Annotated in this window: 16 protein-coding genes; 8 read left to right on the top strand and 8 right to left on the bottom strand. The window is 57.7% G+C overall.

Translation table 11 applies throughout. The features are described from left to right. Positions 1–138 precede the first annotated feature (138 nt). Positions 139–1,680, bottom strand: a complete 1,542-nt coding sequence (locus ACKUG4_RS12720) for a sensor histidine kinase (RefSeq protein ID WP_445434124.1) — start codon at positions 1,678–1,680, stop codon at positions 139–141. 166 nt (positions 1,681–1,846) lie between these two features. Between ACKUG4_RS12720 and ACKUG4_RS12715 the strand changes: the two genes are divergently transcribed. Then, entirely contained in the window at positions 1,847–2,563 is a 717-nt protein-coding gene (locus tag ACKUG4_RS12715) for a response regulator transcription factor (protein ID WP_445434123.1), read from the top strand. A gap of 63 nt (positions 2,564–2,626) precedes the next feature. Here ACKUG4_RS12715 and gyrB read toward each other — a convergent pair whose 3' ends face one another. The 4 genes from gyrB to dnaA are packed head-to-tail and all read right to left on the bottom strand — an operon-like array spanning position 2,627 to position 8,834. Continuing rightward, a complete protein-coding gene (gene gyrB, locus ACKUG4_RS12710) occupies positions 2,627–5,044 on the bottom strand; it encodes a DNA topoisomerase (ATP-hydrolyzing) subunit B (RefSeq protein ID WP_011331734.1) in 2,418 nt (805 codons plus the stop codon). Between the two features lie 5 nt (positions 5,045–5,049). Then, a complete protein-coding gene (recF, locus tag ACKUG4_RS12705) occupies positions 5,050–6,153 on the bottom strand; it encodes a DNA replication/repair protein RecF (protein ID WP_007911886.1) in 1,104 nt (367 codons plus the stop codon). 14 nt (positions 6,154–6,167) lie between these two features. Further along, entirely contained in the window at positions 6,168–7,271 is a 1,104-nt protein-coding gene (gene dnaN, locus ACKUG4_RS12700; RefSeq protein WP_011331733.1) for a DNA polymerase III subunit beta, read from the bottom strand. A 39-nt stretch (positions 7,272–7,310) separates the two neighbouring features. Continuing rightward, entirely contained in the window at positions 7,311–8,834 is a 1,524-nt protein-coding gene (gene dnaA / locus ACKUG4_RS12695) for a chromosomal replication initiator protein DnaA (protein ID WP_085647154.1), read from the bottom strand. 567 nt (positions 8,835–9,401) lie between these two features. Here dnaA and rpmH point away from each other — a divergent pair. The 5 genes from rpmH to mnmE all read left to right on the top strand — a co-directional run bounded on the left by rpmH (position 9,402) and on the right by mnmE (position 13,329). Further along, complete coding sequence (gene rpmH / locus ACKUG4_RS12690) at positions 9,402–9,536, top strand: 50S ribosomal protein L34 (protein ID WP_003213577.1); 135 nt, start codon at positions 9,402–9,404, stop codon at positions 9,534–9,536. A gap of 16 nt (positions 9,537–9,552) precedes the next feature. Then, a complete protein-coding gene (gene rnpA / locus ACKUG4_RS12685; RefSeq protein WP_011336726.1) occupies positions 9,553–9,954 on the top strand; it encodes a ribonuclease P protein component in 402 nt (133 codons plus the stop codon). Beyond that, positions 9,947–10,192 carry a membrane protein insertion efficiency factor YidD gene (yidD, locus tag ACKUG4_RS12680; protein WP_010465488.1) on the top strand — a complete coding sequence of 82 codons (246 nt, stop codon included), beginning with the start codon at positions 9,947–9,949 and terminating at the stop codon, positions 10,190–10,192. The genes rnpA and yidD overlap by 8 nt, the downstream gene beginning before the upstream one ends. A 2-nt stretch (positions 10,193–10,194) precedes the next feature. Continuing rightward, positions 10,195–11,877: a membrane protein insertase YidC gene (yidC, locus tag ACKUG4_RS12675; RefSeq protein ID WP_197868967.1), complete on the top strand. Its 1,683-nt coding sequence runs from the start codon at positions 10,195–10,197 to the stop codon at positions 11,875–11,877. 81 nt (positions 11,878–11,958) lie between these two features. Beyond that, the gene (gene mnmE, locus ACKUG4_RS12670; RefSeq protein ID WP_064600643.1) at positions 11,959–13,329 is read left to right on the top strand and encodes a tRNA uridine-5-carboxymethylaminomethyl(34) synthesis GTPase MnmE; all 1,371 of its coding nucleotides are present in this window, start codon (positions 11,959–11,961) and stop codon (positions 13,327–13,329) included. Between the two features lie 43 nt (positions 13,330–13,372). Here mnmE and ACKUG4_RS12665 read toward each other — a convergent pair whose 3' ends face one another. The 3 genes from ACKUG4_RS12665 to ACKUG4_RS12655 all read right to left on the bottom strand — a co-directional run bounded on the left by ACKUG4_RS12665 (position 13,373) and on the right by ACKUG4_RS12655 (position 17,382). Further along, positions 13,373–15,808: a TonB-dependent siderophore receptor gene (locus ACKUG4_RS12665; RefSeq protein WP_445434122.1), complete on the bottom strand. Its 2,436-nt coding sequence runs from the start codon at positions 15,806–15,808 to the stop codon at positions 13,373–13,375. A 120-nt stretch (positions 15,809–15,928) separates the two neighbouring features. Continuing rightward, positions 15,929–16,876 (bottom strand): FecR domain-containing protein, encoded by a 948-nt coding sequence (locus tag ACKUG4_RS12660; protein WP_064600638.1) that lies wholly within the window; start codon positions 16,874–16,876, stop codon positions 15,929–15,931. After that, positions 16,876–17,382, bottom strand: coding sequence for a sigma-70 family RNA polymerase sigma factor (locus tag ACKUG4_RS12655; protein ID WP_064600636.1), 507 nt, complete (start codon positions 17,380–17,382; stop codon positions 16,876–16,878). The genes ACKUG4_RS12660 and ACKUG4_RS12655 overlap by 1 nt, the downstream gene beginning before the upstream one ends. A 571-nt stretch (positions 17,383–17,953) precedes the next feature. Between ACKUG4_RS12655 and mnmG the strand changes: the two genes are divergently transcribed. Both mnmG and rsmG read left to right on the top strand, forming a co-directional pair. Then, a complete protein-coding gene (gene mnmG, locus ACKUG4_RS12650; protein ID WP_445434121.1) occupies positions 17,954–19,852 on the top strand; it encodes a tRNA uridine-5-carboxymethylaminomethyl(34) synthesis enzyme MnmG in 1,899 nt (632 codons plus the stop codon). Further along, the gene (gene rsmG, locus ACKUG4_RS12645; protein WP_007911906.1) at positions 19,849–20,493 is read left to right on the top strand and encodes a 16S rRNA (guanine(527)-N(7))-methyltransferase RsmG; all 645 of its coding nucleotides are present in this window, start codon (positions 19,849–19,851) and stop codon (positions 20,491–20,493) included. The genes mnmG and rsmG overlap by 4 nt, the downstream gene beginning before the upstream one ends. Positions 20,494–20,509 lie beyond the last annotated feature (16 nt).

The raw sequence follows: 20,509 nt of genomic DNA, 5'->3' as shown, positions 1-20,509 counted from the left end.
TACGGTTTGTTCGCAAAATCCCGAATTATCGAATTAACTTACTGATTTACTTATATATTTCCGAAGCTGATAAAACACCGTAAAAGGTGCATAAGTTTTTTTCGGAAGTAAGGAAACCGGCTGATATAGCCGGTTTTTTTATGCCTGCTCTTCAGGAATCAGTGGCAGTTCCAGACGGAACGTCGTGCCTTGATCGACCACGCTCAGGCATTCGATTCGGCCGCCATGGTGATCCACAACGGCTTTGACCATCGACAGTCCAAGCCCCACGCCATCGATACCCTGCGCAGAGGAAAACCGCCGGTACTGGCTGAACAGGTCAGGCAGTTCTTCTGCAGCGATGCCTTTGCCTTGATCGGACAGCTCACAACGCAGCCAGTCGTTGTCGCAACTGACATGCAGATTCACTGTGGATCCGGCCGGGCTGTACTTGATCGCATTTTCCAGCAGGTTGAACAGGGCCCGGGTCAACAAGCCTTGATCGGCCAGAATCAGACGCTCCTGTGATTGTTCGTCCATGTCGCTCAAGAGCTCGATGCGTTTTTGCTGAGCGATGGGCAACGCCTGATCCAGAACGTCCATGACCAGCATCCCGAACAGGCTCGGTTGAAACTGGTACGCCTCGGATTCCGCACGGGCCAGCAAAACGAAGCCGTCGGTGAGTTCCAGCGCCCGGCGTACCTGGCGCTCAATCTGTTCGAACAGCGGCGAATCCGTTCCTGTCTGATGCCGGTGCACCTCGAGCAGGGCAAGAATCGCCGAATGGGGGGCACGCAGGTCATGGGACAGAAAACGCAGCAACACACCGCGCTGCTCCTCGGCGGCGCGTTCGGCGCTCAGGTCAGTGAGGCTCAGCAGCCAACCGATCGGCAAGTCGCCATCGACCGGCAATAAAGCGGCGCGCTCCAGACGCAGGCTACGTTCCTTGTGGTCACGAAACTCCAGCAGAGGCAGCTCGGAGAGCGGTGGGCGCGACTCTGTGGACAACTCCGGATAGCCCAGGCTCGCCAGTTGATCGAGCACATCCTCGCCCACCAGATTGTGATCGAACAGGCTCCGGGCCTTGCGGTTGCCCAACAAGACTTGACCCCGTGGATCGCTGATCAGCGTCGCGACCGGCAGATACTCCAGCCCGTCGGCAATGAATCGGCGGGTATCGCGGGTACGGCTCATGGCTTGCTCAAGCGCCATGATCTGCCCCTGCAAGCGGTCGGCGCTGGGAAACTGCGCCCGACGCCGTTCGGGAAAGACTTTCGGTTCACTGTCCAGCCGCGCCAGCTCCCAGCCGAAGTAGGTCAGCACCACACTCAGGCGTCGCCAGTTCCAGATCAGATAACCGAATAACATGCCCAGCACCGCCGGCGTGGGTGACCACCAACGCCGCATTTCAGCCAGGCCTGCACTGGTCAGCAGCACACAGGCCATCCCGCCCAATGTCAGCCAGAGTGCCAGACGCGGGCGCCACAGCAACAACCCAAGTACGCACGCGACCAAGGCAACTGAAAGTCCCGCGCCCATCAAGGGCGCCGGATCATGCAAATTGATCTGCGCACGCCAGGAAAGCAGTGCAGTCAGCGGCAACAGCACTAGACTTATCCACACCCACTCGCGCACCAGTTGCCGGAACAAACGCTGAACCTGGCTGGGTACGCGGCTTTCGCGTCGGCGGTGGTTATTCATGGGGAACAGGGCAGGGCGGGTTGAATGGTTTCATAGGCGGCCGGTCTGAGGACGTAGACCCGAAGAATCATAGCGGCTCACCCCTCGGCGTGCCGCTTACTTTCAATGCATGGAGTGAGCCGATCCGGTCGGCACCCATTGCCCGAGCGACAAGGAACCACCGCGTATGCGCGTTGCGATACTGGACGATGAACCCGCCGAACTGCGCCGGGTCGAGCAGACCCTGCAACAAATGGCCGAGGCCGGAGGACAGCCCTGGTCACTGCACAGCTTCGAAAGCGGTGAAGACCTGCTGCGACAGTTGCGCCGGAAAACCTTCGACCTGCTGATCCTCGACTGGCAACTGCCCGACCTCACCGGCCTGGCGCTGCTGCGCTGGACCCGCGAACACATGGAAGCCCCACCAGCCGCCATCATGCTCACCAGCCGCGATGGTGAGAGCGATATCGTCCAGGCCCTGAATGCGGGTGCCGACGATTATGTCAGCAAGCCGTTTCGGCCCAATGAACTGAAGGCGCGCGTGGCGGCGGTATTGCGCCGGCACAGCCTGCAACGAAGCGCACCGGCCGAGGTTCTGCGTTTCAACGACCTGGTGTTCGACGACGCCGAACTCACCGTTACCCGCGACGGGAAACCGATTGTTATGACTGAACGTGAGTATCGCCTCGCCCATTGTCTGTTCAGCAACCTCGGCCGACCACTGTCACGGGATTACCTGTACGAACGATTCTGGCCCCACGAAGAGATGTCCACCTCGCGACCGCTGGACACGCATATCTATCGCCTGCGCAACAAGCTCGGGCTGACGGCGGATCGAGGTTGGCAATTGCTGACGATTTATGGGTATGGGTATCGGTTGGAGAGTGTGGCGGCGGGGGAGTGAATCGCAGGCAATAAAAAAAGGCCAACGCTGGTGCGTTGGCCTTTTCGTTGGTGCTGACCGGGATCAGAAGTCCAGGTTGGACACCGCCAGGGCATTGCTCTCGATGAAGTCACGGCGAGGTTCGACCGCATCACCCATCAGGGTGTTGAAGATCTGGTCTGCGCCAATGGCGTCTTCGATGGTGACTTTCAGCATGCGGCGCACGCTTGGGTCCATGGTGGTTTCCCAAAGCTGATCCGGGTTCATTTCGCCCAGACCTTTGTATCGCTGGATGGTGTGGCGCTTGGTGCTTTCGGCCATCAGCCAGTCCAGGGCTTCCTTGAACTCGGTGACCGCTTTCTTGCGCTCGCCGCGCTGGATGTACGCGCCTTCGTCGAGCAGGGTGCTCAGTTGAGCGCCGAGGGTGACGACGGTCTTGTAGTCGTTGCTGCCGAAGAAATCGCGGTTGAAGGTGACGTAGTTCGACAGGCCGTGGGAGATCAGTTCGACCTCTGGCAGCCACACGCCACGCTCGCGGTCTTCACGCAGGCTGGCCTTGTAGACCAGGCCCGACTTCTCGACGGTGCGCAGACGGACTTCGTACTGGGCCAGCCAGTCCTGCATCTTTGCGTGATCGCCGAGCATTTCCAGGCTGACGGCCGGCAGGTAGATGAAGTGCTCGGTCAGCTCCTGCGGGTACAGGCGCGACAGACGCTTGAGGGTCTTCATCACCATGCGGAAGTCATTCACCAGACGTTCCAGCGCTTCGCCGGAAATGCCCGGGGCGTCTTCGTTCAGGTGCAGGCTCGCATCTTCCAGGGCCGACTGCGTCATGTACTCTTCCATGGCGTCGTCGTCTTTGATGTATTGCTCTTGCTTGCCTTTCTTGACCTTGTACAGCGGCGGCTGGGCGATGTAGATGTAGCCGCGTTCGATCAGCTCAGGCAACTGACGGAAGAAGAAGGTCAGCAGCAAGGTACGGATGTGCGAACCGTCGACGTCAGCATCGGTCATGATGATGATGTTGTGATAGCGCAGCTTGTCGATGTTGTACTCTTCACGACCGATGCCGCAGCCCAGCGCGGTGATCAGGGTGCCCACTTCCTGGGACGAGATCATCTTGTCGAAACGGGCTTTCTCGACGTTGAGGATCTTGCCCTTCAGCGGCAGGATGGCCTGGGTCTTGCGGTTACGTCCCTGCTTGGCAGAGCCGCCCGCGGAGTCACCTTCCACAAGGTACAGTTCGGACAGCGCCGGGTCTTTTTCCTGGCAGTCAGCGAGCTTGCCTGGCAGGCCGGCGATGTCCAGCGCGCCTTTACGGCGGGTCATCTCACGGGCCTTGCGCGCCGCTTCACGGGCACGGGCGGCGTCGATCATCTTGCCAACGACCAGTTTGGCTTCGTTCGGGTTTTCCAGCAGGAAGTCGGAGAAGTACTTGCCCATTTCCTGTTCGACCGCGGTCTTCACTTCGGAAGACACCAGCTTGTCTTTGGTCTGGGAGCTGAACTTCGGATCCGGCACCTTCACCGAGATGATCGCGGTCAGGCCTTCACGGGCATCGTCACCGGTGGTGGCGACTTTGTGCTTTTTCGCCAGACCTTCCTGCTCGATGTAGTTGTTCAGGTTACGCGTCAGCGCGGAACGGAAGCCCACCAGATGGGTGCCGCCGTCGCGCTGCGGAATGTTGTTGGTGAAGCACAACAGGTTCTCGTTGAAGCTGTCGTTCCACTGCAGGGCGATTTCCACGCCGATGCCGTCTTCACGCTGGATGTTGAAGTGGAACACCTGGTTGACCGCAGTCTTGTTGGTGTTCAGGTATTCAACGAACGCACGCAGGCCGCCTTCGTACTTGAATAGCTCTTCCTTGCCGCTGCGCTCATCCTTGAGGACGATGCCGACACCGGAGTTGAGGAAGGACAGTTCACGAATGCGCTTGGCCAGGATGTCCCAGCTGAAGTGAATGTTCTTGAAGGTTTCGCTGGAAGCCTTGAAGTGGATCTGGGTACCGGTGGTTTCGCTGTCGCCAACGATCGCCATCGGTGCCTGAGGTACGCCGTGGACGTAGGTCTGTTCCCAGATCTTGCCGCTGCGGCGAACGGTCAGGACCAGCTCTTCGGACAGCGCGTTCACAACCGAAACGCCTACACCGTGCAGACCGCCGGATACCTTGTAGGAGTTGTCGTCGAACTTACCGCCGGCGTGGAGGACGGTCATGATGACCTCGGCGGCGGAAACGCCTTCCTCTTTGTGCACGTCTACCGGGATGCCACGGCCGTTGTCTTTAACGGTGATGGACTCATCCGGGTGGATGATGATGCTGATGTCGTCGCAATGGCCGGCGAGGGCTTCGTCGATCGAGTTGTCGACCACCTCGAACACCATGTGGTGCAGACCGCTGCCATCGTCGGTGTCACCAATGTACATACCGGGACGTTTGCGCACGGCATCCAGGCCTTTCAGCACTTTAATGCTCGATGAGTCGTACGTATTTTCTTCGCTCAATGCCTTCACTCCCGATGGTCGTGGGTCTGGGTGATACGGCCCTGTTCCACGTGGAACAGAGCGACTGGCGTTTCCGTCTGCCAGCCTTCCCTCAATAATTCGTGATCTACACAGGTGATAAAAACCTGGCAGCGTAAGTCTTCCAGCAAGCGGCACAGCGCGCGACGGTGGCTCTCGTCCAGCTCGGACGGCAAGTCATCCACCAGATAAATACACTGGCCGCGTCGGGCCTGGCTCACCAGATGCCCCTGGGCAATCCGCAAGGCACAGACCACCAACTTCTGCTGACCCCGGGACAAGATGTCCGCGGCGTTGTGTGCGCCCAACCTAAGACGCAAGTCAGCCCGTTGTGGCCCAGCCTGGGTGTGACCCATCTGCTGGTCCCGTTGCAAGGATCCAGCGAGTACAGCGCTCAATTCCCGGTCTTTGTCCCAGCCTCGGTAATAGCTGAGCGTCAAACCTTCGAGCTCAACCAGTTCGCTCAAGGTTTGTTCAAAGACTGGTTTCAAGGCTTTGATGTAAGCGCGGCGGTATTCATCGATTTCAGCGCTGGCCTGACACAGTTCCCTGTCCCAAACCGCTTGCGAAACGGCGTCAAGTGTACCATGCCGCAGCCAGGAGTTTCTCTGGCGCAAGGCCTTCTGCAAACGCTGCCAAGTGGCCATGAACCGCGGTTCGACGTGGAACACGCCCCAGTCGAGAAACTGCCGGCGAATCTTCGGCGCGCCTTCCAGCAGGCGGAAGCTGTCGGGGTTGATCAACTGCAGCGGCAGGATCTCCGCCAGTTGTGCCGCACTGCGGGCATTCTGACCGTCAATGCGAATCTGGAACTCGCCCTGACGATCGCGAGATATCCCCAATGCACTATGGCCACCCTCGGCAAGTTCAACCTGACCGAATACGGTGCAGGCGAGTTGTTCGTACTGGATGACCGGCAACAGCCGCGTGCTACGAAACGAACGGGCAAGCCCCAGCAGGTGAATGGCTTCCAGAACACTGGTTTTGCCGCTGCCGTTGGCGCCGTAAAGAATGTTGATTCGGGGAGAGGGGGAGAAGGTCACCGGGTGCAGATTGCGCACCGCGGTGACCGAGACGCGACTTAGCGACATCCAGAGTCAGCTGATTACAGACGCATCGGCATGACAACGTAAGCCGAATCGTCGTTGTCGGACTCCTGCACCAGCGCACTGCTGTTGGAGTCGGACAGGATCAGACGAACCTGCTCGGTGGTCATCACGCCCAGCACGTCGAGCAGATAGCTGACGTTGAAGCCGATTTCCAGGGAGCCGCCGTTGTATTCCACGCCTACTTCTTCTTCCGCTTCTTCCTGCTCCGGGTTGTTGGCCTGGATCTTCAACTGACCGCTGGCCAGTTGCAGACGGATACCGCGGTACTTCTCGTTGGACAGAATCGCGGTACGGCTGAACGCTTCACGCAGCGCCTGACGATCGCCCAGTACCAATTTGTCGCCGCCTTTCGGCAGAACACGCTCGTAGTCCGGGAACTTGCCGTCGACCAGCTTCGAGGTGAAGGTGAACTCGCCGGTGGTCGCGCGGATGTGGTGCTGGCCCAGCACGATGCTGACATTGCCATCCGGCTCGGTGAGCAGACGTGCCAGTTCGAGAATACCTTTACGCGGCACAATCACCTGATGGCGATCCTGCTGACCGATGTCGGCTTGCATCGAGCACATGGCCAGACGGTGACCGTCGGTGGCCACGGCACGGATCACACCGGTCGACACTTCCAGCAACATACCGTTGAGGTAGTAACGCACGTCCTGTTGAGCCATGGCGAAACTGGTGCGTTCGATCAGGCGACGCAGCTTGCTCTGTTCCAGGCTGGTGGTCAGCGAACCCGGGCCTTCTTCCACAGTCGGGAAATCGTTGGCCGGCAGGGTCGACAGGGTGAAACGGCTACGGCCGGCTTTCACCACCAGCTTCTGCTCGTCGACCTTGATGTCGATCAGCGCATCGTTCGGCAGGCTCTTGCAGATGTCCATCAGCTTGCGCGCCGGCACGGTGATGGAACCTGTTTCAGCCGGCTCCTCGAGTTGCACGCGACCGACCAGCTCGACTTCCAGGTCGGTACCGGTCAGCGACAGTTGCTGGCCATCGACAACCAGCAGCACGTTGGACAGTACCGGCAAGGTCTGTCGGCGCTCGACGACGCCTGCGACCAGTTGCAGGGGTTTCAACAGGGCTTCGCGTTGAATGGTGAAATGCATGGTCTAGTCCCTTGCCTTAATAAGCTGCGCTGGTGTTCATCAAGTGGTCAGTGTACGCAGCAGGTTCTTGTAGTCCTCGCGGATGTCCGCGTCGGATTCCTTAAGTTCATTGATCTTGCGGCAGGCGTGCAACACGGTCGTGTGGTCGCGACCGCCAAACACATCGCCGATTTCCGGCAAGCTGTGGTTGGTCAGTTCCTTGGACAATGCCATGGCGACCTGACGCGGACGAGCGACCGAACGCGAGCGGCGTTTGGACAGCAAGTCGGAGATCTTGATCTTGTAGTACTCGGCGACGGTGCGCTGAATGTTATCCACAGAGACCAGTTTGTCCTGCAACGCCAACAGGTCTTTCAGGGATTCGCGAATCAACTCGATGGTGATGTCGCGGCCCATGAAGTGCGAGTGGGCGATCACGCGTTTCAGCGCGCCTTCCAGCTCACGGACGTTGGAGCGAATGCGCTGGGCAATGAAGAACGCCGCATCGTGTGGCAACTCGACTTTGGCCTGGTCGGCCTTCTTCATCAAGATCGCTACGCGGGTTTCCAGCTCCGGCGGCTCGACGGCAACCGTCAGGCCCCAGCCGAAGCGGGATTTAAGGCGCTCTTCAAGGCCTTCGATTTCTTTCGGGTAGCGGTCACTGGTGAGGATGACCTGCTGGCCACCTTCAAGCAGGGCGTTGAAGGTGTGGAAAAACTCTTCCTGGGAACGTTCCTTGCGGGCGAAGAACTGAATGTCGTCGATCAGCAGGGCGTCCACCGAACGGTAGAAACGCTTGAACTCGTTGATCGCGTTCAGTTGCAGCGCCTTGACCATGTCGGCCACGAAACGCTCGGAATGCAGGTACACGACCTTGGCATTCGGGTTCTTCTTTAATAGATGGTTACCCACCGCGTGCATCAAGTGCGTCTTACCCAGACCCACGCCCCCATAAAGGAAGAGCGGGTTGTAGCCGTGCTTCGGGTTGTCTGCCACTTGCCAGGCCGCTGCTCGGGCGAGCTGGTTGGATTTACCTTCGACGAAGTTCTCGAAGGTGAAAGTGCGGTTCAGGTAGCTGGTGTGCTTGAGCGCGCCTTCGACCTGCACAGTGCGCTGTTCGGCACGAACCGGGGCCTGTTGCGAAGCGGCACCGGCCATCGGATCGAAGCTGTCGCGGGACGGCTCTTCACTGATTTCTTCGGTTTTCTGCGTCGAGCGCTTGGTCGGTGCAGGCGTGGGAGCTGGCGCTGGAACGCTGGCCGGCGCGGCATTGGCCTGAGCCTGGGACACTTGCGCAGCAGCCAATGGCGCATTCGGTGCGGCACGCGGCGCTGAACTGCGTTTGCTGCCTATTAATAAGGAGAGCGACGGTGCCAGACCGTTGCCATGCTCATCCAGCAGTTCAAGGACGCGCCCCAGGTACTTTTCGTTGACCCAGTCCAGAACAAAACGGTTCGGTGCGTAGACGCGCAACTCGTCGCCTTCGGCTTCGACCTGTAGTGGACGGATCCAGGTGTTGAATTGTTGGGCAGGCAGCTCTTCGCGCAAAAGCTCCACGCACTGCTGCCAAAGTTCCACTGACACGGATATCCCCTAAGTTGAAAGCCGGTGAGGCAAAAACAAGCGGCCATTGTAGCGGCCAGTCGTCCACTTATCCACATGCAGGTTGCCCGGTGGACATGATTTATCAATGCGTTAAAAGAGAAAAAGGCGACCGACGGTGTGTGCATAAGCTTTGTGGATAACCCTATCTGAGCACACTGGACAACTAGGGGCGAAACTCGGTGGATAACCAGCCTGTGGATAACAACCCATTCCACACACAGGTTATCCGACAGCGCAGCACAGGCTGAACACGGTTTTCCACTGTAGTTGTCATTCTCTGTACATCGCTTGAAACAAGGCCTTGAGCTACTTATCCACAGAAGACGGTGGTCCTAGCTTTTACAAGCTTTACAGAAAAGCTTTAAATAATTCCCTTCTTTATTTTTATTTCTGGCAAACGGGTAATCAGGTCCTGGACGCTCTGAAGATCTATTTATAAGTAAACGTTGGTTGGAAATTGACCTATTGGCTTGCTTTCTCTAGAATCCCCGGTCTCTTAAAACGGGGGCCATTCCGGCCCGTTGTGGACGAACCAGGTAACACGACATGAAACGTACTTTCCAACCAAGCACTATCAAACGCGCTCGTACCCACGGTTTCCGTGCTCGCATGGCTACCAAGAACGGTCGTGCCGTACTGTCGCGTCGTCGCGCCAAAGGCCGCGCACGTCTGGCAGTTTGATAATCCGGCACTGGAGGTGAGTCAGGACTTCAGTCGGGAAAAGCGTCTGCTTACACCCCGGCATTTCAAGGCAGTCTTTGACTCCCCTACCGGCAAGGTTCCGGGGAAAAATCTCCTGCTCCTTGCGCGCAACAACGATCTCGATCACCCCCGTCTCGGGCTGGTTATCGGGAAAAAGAGCGTCAAGCTCTCCGTCGAGCGCAATCGCCTCAAACGTCTGATGCGCGAATCGTTTCGCCTGCACCAGGATTCACTGGTCGGCTGGGACATCGTTATCGTCGCGCGCAAAGGTTTGGGTGACGTAGAAAACCCCGAATTGATTCAGCATTTCGGCAAACTCTGGAAACGTCTGGCACGCAACAAGCCGGTACCAGCAGTCAAAACCGAAACTGTAGGGGTAGACAGTCCAGATGCGTAAACTGGCACTCGTTCCGATCCAGTTTTATCGCTACGCCATTAGTCCCCTGATGGCCAGTCACTGTCGTTTCTACCCCAGTTGTTCTTGCTACGCGTATGAAGCCATCGAAAATCATGGCCTTCTGCGCGGTGGCTGGCTGACCTTTCGTCGTTTAGGTCGCTGTCATCCGTGGAATCCCGGTGGTTATGACCCGGTTCCACCTATCCCTACCTCCCGTTCTTCTTCGATGGCCGAGTAATCATGGATATCAAACGCACGATCCTGATCGTCGCCCTGGCAATCGTGTCCTATGTCATGGTCCTTAAATGGAACCAGGACTATGGCCAGGCTGCCCTGCCGACTCAGAATGTTGCTTCCAGTACGACTACATCCGGTTTGCCGGACACCGCCACTGGCAATAACGCTGCCGCCAGTGACGATATTCCGCGCGCCGCAAGCGATACCAGCGCACCTGCCGAAACGCCGGTCGCCGCCAGCAAGGATCTGATCCAGATCAAAACCGACGTGCTCGATCTGTCGATCGATCCACAAGGTGGTGATGTTGCCCAGCTGACCTTGCCGCTGTATCCACGTCGTCAGGATCGTCCGGACGTTCCGTTCCAGCTGTTCGACAACGGTGGCGAACGTACCTATCTGGCACAGAGCGGTCTGATTGGCACCAATGGTCCGGATGCAAACCCGGCCGGCCGCCCGATCTACTCTTCGGAGAAGAAGACTTATCAACTGGCTGACGGTCAGGACCAACTGGTCGTCGACCTGAAATTCAGCAAGGACGGCGTCAATTACATCAAGCGTTTCACTCTGAAACGTGGCCTGTATGACGTGACCGTGACCTATCTGATCGACAACCAGAGCGCTCAGCCCTGGTCCGGTTCGATGTTCGCCCAGCTGAAACGCGACGCCAGCGCCGATCCTTCGTCGACCACTGCTACCGGTACCGCGACTTATCTGGGCGCCGCCCTGTGGACAAGTTCCGAGCCGTACAAGAAAGTGTCCATGAAGGACATGGACAAAGCTCAGCTCAAGGAAACCGTCACCGGTGGCTGGGTAGCCTGGCTGCAACACTACTTCGTGACTGCATGGGTTGCTCCGAAGGGCGAAAACAACATCGTCCAGACCCGTAAAGACAGCAAAGGCAACTACATCATCGGTTACACCGGTCCTTCGTTGACCGCTGCACCGGGTGCGAAAGTCGAGACCAGCGCTGTTCTTTACGCCGGTCCGAAAAGCCAGGCGGTGCTGAAAGAGTTGTCCCCAGGTCTGGAACTGACTGTCGACTACGGCATTCTGTGGTTCATTGCTCAGCCAATCTTCTGGCTGCTGCAACATATCCACAGCATCGTCGGCAACTGGGGCTGGTCGATCATCTTCCTGACCATGCTGATCAAAGGGATCTTCTTCCCTCTGTCGGCCGCCAGCTACAAGTCGATGGCCCGCATGCGCGCCGTGGCTCCGAAACTGGCTGCACTGAAAGAGCAACATGGCGATGACCGGCAGAAAATGTCGCAAGCCATGATGGAGCTGTACAAGAAAGAGAAGATCAATCCGCTGGGTGGCTGCTTGCCGATCCTGGTGCAGATGCCGGTTTTCCTTTCCCTGTACTGGGTTCTGCTGGAAAGCGTGGAAATGCGCCAGGCGCCATTCATGCTGTGGATTACCGACCTGTCGATCAAGGATCCGTTCTTCATCCTGCCGATCATCATGGGCGCGACCATGTTCATCCAGCAGCGTCTGAACCCAACACCTCCGGATCCGATGCAGGCCAAGGTGATGAAAATGATGCCGATCATCTTCACCTTCTTCTTCCTGTGGTTCCCGGCAGGTCTGGTGCTGTACTGGGTTGTGAACAACTGCCTGTCGATTGCCCAACAGTGGTACATCACGCGTAAGATCGAAGCGGCGACGAAAAAAGCCGAGGCGTAACTTACTCTGTGGATAACACCACTCAAAACGCCCCCTAGTGGGGCGTTTTGCTATCTGCCATTTTTGTCTGGATACCGGTTTATGAGCGCACCTCGTGAAACCATCGCAGCTGTCGCCACCGCCCAAGGCCGTGGTGGTGTGGGCATCGTTCGAATTTCCGGGCCGCTGGCCAGCGTTGCTGCCAAAGCCATCAGCGGCCGTGAACTGAAACCACGATTTGCCCACTACGGCCCGTTCTTAACTGACGATCAACAGGTGCTGGATGAAGGTCTGGCGCTGTATTTCCCCGGGCCGAACTCGTTCACCGGCGAGGACGTACTGGAACTGCAGGGCCACGGCGGCCCGATCGTTCTGGACATGCTGCTCAAGCGTTGCCTGGAACTGGGCTGCCGTCTGGCCCGTCCTGGAGAGTTCAGCGAAAGAGCATTCCTCAATGACAAACTCGACCTGGCTCAGGCCGAGGCGATCGCCGACCTGATCGAAGCCAGTTCTGCACAGGCTGCGCGCAATGCCCTGCGCTCTCTGCAGGGGGCATTTTCCCAACGTGTGCATAACCTCACCGAACAGCTGATCGGTCTGCGGATCTATGTCGAAGCGGCCATCGACTTTCCGGAAGAAGAAATCGACTTCCTTGCCGATGGCCATGTCCTGAGCATGCTCGACAAGGTGCGCGACGAGTTATCCACCGTATTGCGTGAAGCCGGGCAGGGCGCGTTGCTGCGGGACGGCATGACCGTGGTGATCGCCGGTCGTCCGAATGCCGGCAAATCCAGCCTGCTCAACGCTCTGGCCGGTCGTGAAGCCGCCATCGTGACCGAAATCGCCGGCACCACCCGGGATATCCTGCGCGAACATATCCACATTGACGGCATGCCGCTGCACGTTGTGGACACCGCCGGTCTGCGCGATACCGATGACCATGTGGAAAAGATCGGCGTTGAACGAGCATTGAAAGCCATTGGCGAGGCTGACCGAGTGCTGCTGGTAGTCGACGCCACTGCGCCAGAGGCCGCCGATCCGTTCGCCCTGTGGCCGGAATTCCTCGAAACCCGGCCGGATCCGGCGAAGGTCACATTGATCCGGAACAAAGCCGATCTGACTGGCGAAGCCATTGCCCTGGAAGTCAGTGACGATGGCCATGTGACGATCAGCCTGAGCGCCAAATCTGCGGGAGAGGGGCTGGATCTGCTGCGTGATCACCTCAAGGCCTGTATGGGTTACGAGCAAACCTCGGAAAGCAGCTTCAGTGCGCGGCGCCGGCATCTGGAGGCCTTGCGTCACGCCAGTGCGGCGTTGGAACACGGTCGCGCCCAGCTGACGCTGGCGGGCGCTGGCGAATTGCTCGCTGAGGATTTGCGTCAGGCCCAGCATTCTCTGGGTGAAATCACCGGGGCCTTCAGTTCCGATGATCTGCTGGGAAGGATCTTTTCCAGCTTCTGTATCGGCAAATGACAAAATGGGCTGTGGACATTTTATCCACAGCCCCTTTTTTGTCTTACCAGTTATAAGAAACCGTACCGAGCAAGGTGCGGTCCTCGCCCCAGTAGCAGCGGCCGGCATCGTTGCATCCAGACACATATTCCTTGTCGAACAGGTTCTTCGCGTTCAGGTCGACGCTCCAGTGCGTGTCGATCTGATAACCGATCGCCGCATCCACCAACGTCACATCGCCGGCGTCCAGCTTTCCGTATAGCGAAGGCGAGGTGTAGGCGAACGCACTGTCGAAGTAACGCACACCACCCCCTACGTACAATCCTTTCAGATCGCCATCAAGGAAGCGGTATTTGGCCCAAACCGAGGCCTGATTACGCGGCACGCCCGTCATCTGGTGGCCTTTGACCAATGATGTCGTCGCGTCTTTGGTGATTCGGGCGTCGGTATAGGTGTAGGCCGCAGTGAGATTCAGGTTCTGTGTCAGATTGCTGTTGAGTTCAAGTTCTACACCTTTGGAACGGCTTTCGCCCACCTGACGGTAACTCGACGTCGTGGCATCGAAGTAGGTGTCGTCCTTTTTGCGCAGGTCATACACCGACGCCGTGAATGCGGTGTCCCAGCCGATCGGTTCGTACTTGAGACCCACTTCGTACTGGCTGCTGGTGATCGGATCGAGAGGCGCGCCGGCGTTGGAGATCTGTTGCACTGGCACGAACGAGGTGGAATAGCTGACATACGGCGTCATACCGTTGTCGAACTGGTACATCACTCCGCCCTGATAGGTGAACTTCTTGTCCTCGGAACTGATGTCGCTGGAGCGGGCCACCTTGTCGCGGAAACCACTGTCGACCCAGTCCTGACGACCACCGAGCAGGAACAGCCAGCGGTCGTATTTGCTCTGGATCTGTGCATAAACACCTTTCATCTGTTGTTCGAGCAAGGTGTTTTGCACCGCGATCGGCGTGGTCGGATCGCGCAGGTAGACGGGGTTATACACATCAATCGACCCGACCAGCCCTGCATTCCAGTCCTGATTGAAGGAGGTACGATCATAGCTGGCGCCGACCAGCACCGTATTCTCCAGGCCACCGACCTGGAATTTGCCCTCCAGTTGGTTATCCAGCGAGTACACCATCGACTTATTGAAGCGATCGTAGGCGGTCATGTTCAGACGCGTGCCGAACCCGGCGTTGTTAAGGTTGCCCGGCCAGGTCTCATGTCGGGTGATGCGCGACTGCATGTAGCGAGAGTTCTGACGGAACTGCCAGTCATCGTTGAACGAGTGGCTGAATTCATAGCCAGTGCTCCACGTTTCCCTTTCGAACGTGTTCCAGTCCGGGTCACCGAGCATGGTGCCTTTGGATAACTTGCCGTTAGGGTTTGTCAGCAGAGTCCCGGCGGCCGGCAGGCCAAGTTCCATGTTGGTGTGATCCTTCTGGTAGTTGGCCAGCAGGGTCAGGGTGTTGAAGTCGTCAAAATTCAGGGTCAGGGATGGCGCGATGTAAATCCGGTCATCGGGGACATGATCGGTCTGGGTGTCCGATTTACGTCCGAGCATCACCACCCGCCCGAGAATGTTGCCGCTGTCGTTGAGCGGACCGGAGACATCGACGCCGACCTGCCGGCGATTGTTCGAGCCATAGCCCAGTTGCACTTCCCCCTGGGGTAAAGCGGTTGGACGTTTGCTCACCAGATTCACCAGCCCGCCCGGTGCGTTCTCCCCATAAAGCAGCGAAGAAGGACCTCGGAAGATCTCCACTCGCTCAAGGCCATAAGGCTCGGTGCTGGTGTCATACCGGTTGCCCTGTACGCGTAGTCCATCATGCAACAGACCGTAGCCGTAATCGGTGGCGTTGAAACCGCGAATGTAGAACAGATCCCCCGCCAGACTGTCGCCGGCGGCAAACGGTGGCGCAAAGATCCCCGGTACGTAGCCAAGTACTTCGGTGAGTGTCTGAGATTTCTGATCCTTCATGCGTTGGGCGGTTACGACTGACACGGAACGTGGTGTTTGCGACAACGGCGTACTGGTTTTCGTACCGACCCGACTGTTCTGCGCCTTGTAACCGACGTCGTCGGCGTAATCCAGGTTCATCGGGTTGGCCAGCTGACCATTAATATTGGTCGGTGCCAGCTCCAGCGAATCGCCGTTTGGCAGTGCCTGCAGAATGTAGCTGCCCGGCGCCTGTGGCACGGCTTGCAATCCCGACCCCTGCAGCAGTTGGGCAAACCCTTGTTCCACGCTGAAGTTGCCGTTCAGCCCGGCGCTGCGCAAACGGCTGGTCTGTTGCGGCGAGAACGACAGAATCACATTCGCGGCAGAGGCGAACTGGCTCAGGGCGGTATCGAGCGGTCCCGCAGCAATGGCGTACCGCTGAGCTGCTGTCGCAGCGAAGGCGTCATCGGTGATGACCAGGCAGGACGCAGCACTGGTGATCAGTAAGCTGTAGGCAATGCAGTGGTGGGAAAAACGCTGACGGAACGTGGGAAGACGCATGTGTGGATAAGCCCTGAAAGTGGCAAAGAGCCGCGTTTATCGCGATTACCTGTAGGGCCGGGTCAGGGCAAAAAAAGATAACCCTTGTGTTCAATTATTTTTCCCCAGGTATTTTTTCGCTCAGGCGTCGTGACTGATCGAAACCCAGTAACGGGTGAAGTAGCGGACCTTTATCGGCAGGGACGCCTGAAGATTGGCCAGCACTGCGTCGGTGGAGTCGAGACGAAAGGTGCCGGAAACCCGAAGATCCCGTGCGCGGGTATCGCAATGCAAAACACCGCTGCGATAGCGCCCCAACTCGTCGATCACCTCGCCCAACCGGGCATTGAGCACAATCAACTGACCGTTGGTCCACGCTACTTCCGAGGATTTGAAAGGATGAATCAACCCGATGTGCCGACCATCGAAGTCGGCGCCTTCGCCCGCCTTCAGGATGATTGCGGTTGTCGACAGGTCGGCGGGCTGGACGCTGACCCGGTCTTCCAGCACACCCACACGGGTAGAAACCGACAACTGATGTACAGAGAATCGGGTACCCAGCGCTTGAATCCGGCCATTGCGGGTTTCGACGAAAAAAGGCCGTTGATCACCGAGCTTGCCGGTTTGAATCAGGATCTCTCCAGAGCGTAAACGGATCAGTCGCTGGGCTGCGTCAAAAGACACATCAATCGCTGTACCGGTATTGAGCTGAATCTGGCTGCCATCGGCCAATGTAATGTTGCGGCGCTGACCGACGCCGGTTTTATAGTCGGCCCAGACATCGCCAAGGGAGGTACGCTGCTGAACATTCCAGCCAACGAAACCAGTTCCTGCGGCGAGCAACAACAACTTCAGTACCTGGCGTCGTTGCTGGCCGGTATTCAGCGCACGACGTTTCAAATCCTGCGGCAGGGTGCCGAGGTGACGCTGTAGTTGTTCCATCTGATTCCACGCCGCCAGATGCGCTGGATCACTATCTATCCACAGTTGCCAGGCTTTCTGTTCGGTGAGGGTCGGCGGGTCGGCTTGAAACTGCACGTACCAACTGGCGGCGGTTTCGAAAATCTTGCGGCTGGGTGCGATGGCCATCAACGCTGCGCCATGATCAGGGCACATTCCGTCAAAGCGCGGATCATGTGCTTCTTCACTGTTGTCAGCGACACCTTCAACTGCACGGCGATCTGTTGATAAGTCAGCCCATCGATCTGCGAAAGCATGAAGATCCGCTGGGTTCGTGCGCCAAGACCGGCCAAGGCTTTATCCACAGCAACCAGGGTTTCGATGATCAGCGCCTTGTCTTCTTCGCTGATGGCCGTGGCTTCAGATCTGGCGGCGAGGGTCTGCAAATACGCGGCCTCGATCGCGCGTCTTCTATACCGATCAATGACCAGGCCGCGTGCAACGGTGGCCAGATAATCCCGAGGTTCGCGAATCTGAGCCGCATTGCGGGCGGCCAGGATCCGCACAAACGTGTCATGCGCGACATCGGCCGCATCGCAGGCGTCATGCAATTTTCCCTTCAGCCAACCATATAGCCACGAATGGTGTTGCTCGTAGATTTGCTCGATCGCAGCGTTATGGGCGGGTAGGGACATGGGAGCAACTGGCGAGTTAATGATAATGGCTATTATTAGCCTCTGTTACGTTCTCTCACAATAGCCCTGTCACTTCCCTCCATCAGCTTTTCCACCGTCACCTGCCCCCGGACAGGCGCTTTTATGGCGCCCTGGAAAAGCCGTTTCGTCGATTTTCTGTGGATTAAGCCCTGTGAATAACTGCCACTGAGGGCAGTTGATAACAGGACCTGAAAGCTGAACATAACTGCCTCTGTGGATAACCACCCCATTCATCCACAGGCTTACACCGGTTATCCAAGGGCCTCATGGCGACATGGCCACAGGGTTTTGAATCTCTGTACACATTGAAAATAAAGGCCTGTAGAAATCTATCCACAGATATCATGGGCAGTAAGAATAAGCTTTAAAACAAAGGTTTTATAAATTTCTCTCTTTTTTATTCTTTTAACCGCAAGTTCTCCACAGCTGGTTAAATTTTGTGCAAAGGGTTCTTTAGGAAGGGCGAAGTCCCTATACTTGCCGACCAGGTCCAGAAACCTGATCTCAAACTATTCCTGAATTACCTACTTAAGCAGGCACGAGGTGCGTGGTGGATTTCCCTTCCCGTTTTGAAGTGATCGTCATCGGCGGCGGTCATGCCGGTACCGAGGCAGCACTGGCCTCAGCACGCATGGGTGCAAAAACCCTTCTGCTGACGCACAACGTGGAAACCCTCGGTGCCATGAGTTGCAACCCGGCCATCGGCGGCATTGGCAAAAGCCATCTGGTCAAGGAAATCGACGCCCTCGGCGGCGCGATGGCCATGGCCACCGATCTGGGCGGTATCCAGTTTCGCGTGTTGAACAGCCGCAAAGGCCCGGCCGTACGGGCAACCCGTGCGCAAGCCGACCGGATTTTGTACAAAGCCGCTGTCCGCGAAATACTGGAAAACCAGCCGAACCTGTGGATATTTCAACAAGCCGCTGACGACCTGATCGTCGAGCAGGAACAGGTACGCGGTGTTGTCACGCAAATGGGTCTGCGTTTCTTCGCCGATTCCGTGGTGTTGACCACTGGTACGTTCCTCGGCGGACTTATCCACATCGGCTTGCAGAATTTTTCCGGCGGTCGCGCCGGTGATCCACCGTCGATCGCCCTGGCGCATCGTCTGCGTGAACTGCCGCTGCGTGTCGGTCGCCTGAAAACCGGTACGCCACCGCGTATCGACGGCAAGTCTGTGGATTTCTCGGTGATGACCGAGCAGCCAGGTGATACGCCGATCCCGGTGATGTCGTTCATGGGCAACAAGGAACAGCATCCACGGCAAGTCAGTTGCTGGATTACCCACACCAACGCCCGCACCCACGAAATCATTGCCGCGAACCTCGATCGCTCGCCGATGTATTCCGCTGCAGGCGAAATCGAAGGCATTGGTCCGCGTTATTGCCCGTCGATCGAAGACAAGATTCACCGATTTGCCGACAAGGAAAGCCATCAGGTGTTCATCGAGCCGGAAGGCCTGACCACCCATGAGCTGTATCCGAACGGGATATCCACAAGCTTGCCGTTCGACGTGCAATTGCAGATCGTGCAATCGATCCGCGGCATGGAAAACGCTCACATCGTGCGTCCGGGTTATGCGATCGAGTACGACTACTTCGATCCGCGCGACCTGAAGTACAGCCTGGAAACCAAGGTGATCGGCGGTCTGTTCTTCGCTGGCCAGATCAACGGCACCACCGGTTACGAAGAAGCCGGTGCGCAGGGTTTGCTCGCCGGTGCCAACGCTGCATTGCGTGCGAAAGGCAAAGAGGCCTGGTGCCCGCGTCGCGACGAAGCCTACATTGGGGTATTGGTCGACGACCTGATCACCCTCGGTACCCAAGAGCCGTACCGCATGTTCACTTCCCGTGCCGAGTACCGTCTGATCCTGCGTGAGGACAACGCCGACCTGCGTCTGACCGAAAAAGGTCGCGAACTGGGCCTGGTCGATGACGAGCGCTGGGCAGCGTTCTGCAAGAAACGCGAAAGCATCGAAATCGAAGAGCAACGCCTGAAAAGCACCTGGGTTCGCCCGGGCACCCCGCAGGGCGATGCGATTGCCGACAAATTCGGCACTCCGCTGACTCACGAATACAACTTGCTCAATCTCTTGAGCCGCCCGGAAATCGACTACGCTGGTCTGGTCGAAGTGACCGGGCAGGGCGCCGAAGATCCACAGGTCGCCGAACAGGTCGAGATCAAGACCAAGTACGCCGGTTACATCGATCGCCAACAGGACGAAATCGCCCGTCTGCGTGCCAGTGAAGACACGAAACTGCCTGTGGATATCGATTACACCAACATTTCCGGTCTCTCCAAGGAGATCCAGAGCAAGCTGGGTGCCACGCGTCCCGAGACGCTGGGCCAGGCTTCGCGGATCCCCGGTGTGACCCCGGCAGCGATCTCGCTGTTGATGATTCATTTGAAAAAACGCGGCGCGGGCCGTCAGTTGGAGCAAAGCGCTTGAGTTCTAAGGTCACTTCGCAACACGCCGAAGAGTTATCCACAGGAGCCCGCGAGCTCGGTGTCAATCTCACTGAAACCCAGCACGAACTGCTGCTGGGTTATCTGGCCCTGTTGATCAAATGGAACCAGGCCTACAACCTGACTGCCGTTCGCGATCCGGACGAAATGGTTTCCCGTCATTTGCTCGATAGCCTGAGCGTGATGTCGTTCATCGAAAATGGGCGCTGGCTGGATGTCGGCAGCGGCGGCGGAATGCCGGGGATCCCTCTGGCGATCCTGTATCCGGACTCGCAGGTGACCTGTCTGGACAGCAACGGCAAGAAAACCCGCTTCCTGACCCAGGTCAAACTCGAACTCAAACTGGATAACCTGCAAGTTATCCACAGTCGCGTCGAAGCCTTCCAGCCTGCACAGCCGTTCAACGGGATCATTTCCCGGGCGTTCAGCAGCATGGAGAACTTCACCAACTGGACTCGCCACCTCGGCGACGCCGATACGCGCTGGCTGGCAATGAAGGGCGTCCATCCGGCGGATGAGCTGGTAGCATTGCCGGCAGACTTCAAACTCGATAGCGAACACGCCCTGGCCGTACCCGGTTGCCAAGGCCAACGCCATCTGCTGATACTGCGCCGCACGGCATGATTGGGAACACAAGCAA

Origin of the sequence: Candidatus Pseudomonas auctus (assembly GCF_048654275.1) — a bacterium.
Classification (GTDB): domain Bacteria; phylum Pseudomonadota; class Gammaproteobacteria; order Pseudomonadales; family Pseudomonadaceae; genus Aquipseudomonas; species Aquipseudomonas pharyngis.
Note: the sequence above shows the minus strand (reverse complement) of the source record. Positions and strands in the feature narration are given on the sequence as shown.

Bases quoted from the DNA above. Each gene is read 5' to 3' on its own strand.
- yidC (WP_197868967.1), top strand. From the start codon at position 10,195: ATGGATATCAAACGCACGATCCTGATCGTCGCCCTGGCAATCGTGTCC.
- ACKUG4_RS12720 (WP_445434124.1), bottom strand. From the start codon at position 1,680: ATGAATAACCACCGCCGACGCGAAAGCCGCGTACCCAGCCAGGTTCAG.
- ACKUG4_RS12665 (WP_445434122.1), bottom strand. From the start codon at position 15,808: ATGCGTCTTCCCACGTTCCGTCAGCGTTTTTCCCACCACTGCATTGCC.
- recF (WP_007911886.1), bottom strand. From the start codon at position 6,153: ATGTCGCTAAGTCGCGTCTCGGTCACCGCGGTGCGCAATCTGCACCCG.
- ACKUG4_RS12715 (WP_445434123.1), top strand. From the start codon at position 1,847: ATGCGCGTTGCGATACTGGACGATGAACCCGCCGAACTGCGCCGGGTC.
- mnmE (WP_064600643.1), top strand. From the start codon at position 11,959: ATGAGCGCACCTCGTGAAACCATCGCAGCTGTCGCCACCGCCCAAGGC.
- ACKUG4_RS12655 (WP_064600636.1), bottom strand. From the start codon at position 17,382: ATGTCCCTACCCGCCCATAACGCTGCGATCGAGCAAATCTACGAGCAA.
- yidD (WP_010465488.1), top strand. From the start codon at position 9,947: ATGCGTAAACTGGCACTCGTTCCGATCCAGTTTTATCGCTACGCCATT.
- rpmH (WP_003213577.1), top strand. From the start codon at position 9,402: ATGAAACGTACTTTCCAACCAAGCACTATCAAACGCGCTCGTACCCAC.
- dnaN (WP_011331733.1), bottom strand. From the start codon at position 7,271: ATGCATTTCACCATTCAACGCGAAGCCCTGTTGAAACCCCTGCAACTG.
- ACKUG4_RS12660 (WP_064600638.1), bottom strand. From the start codon at position 16,876: ATGGCCATCGCACCCAGCCGCAAGATTTTCGAAACCGCCGCCAGTTGG.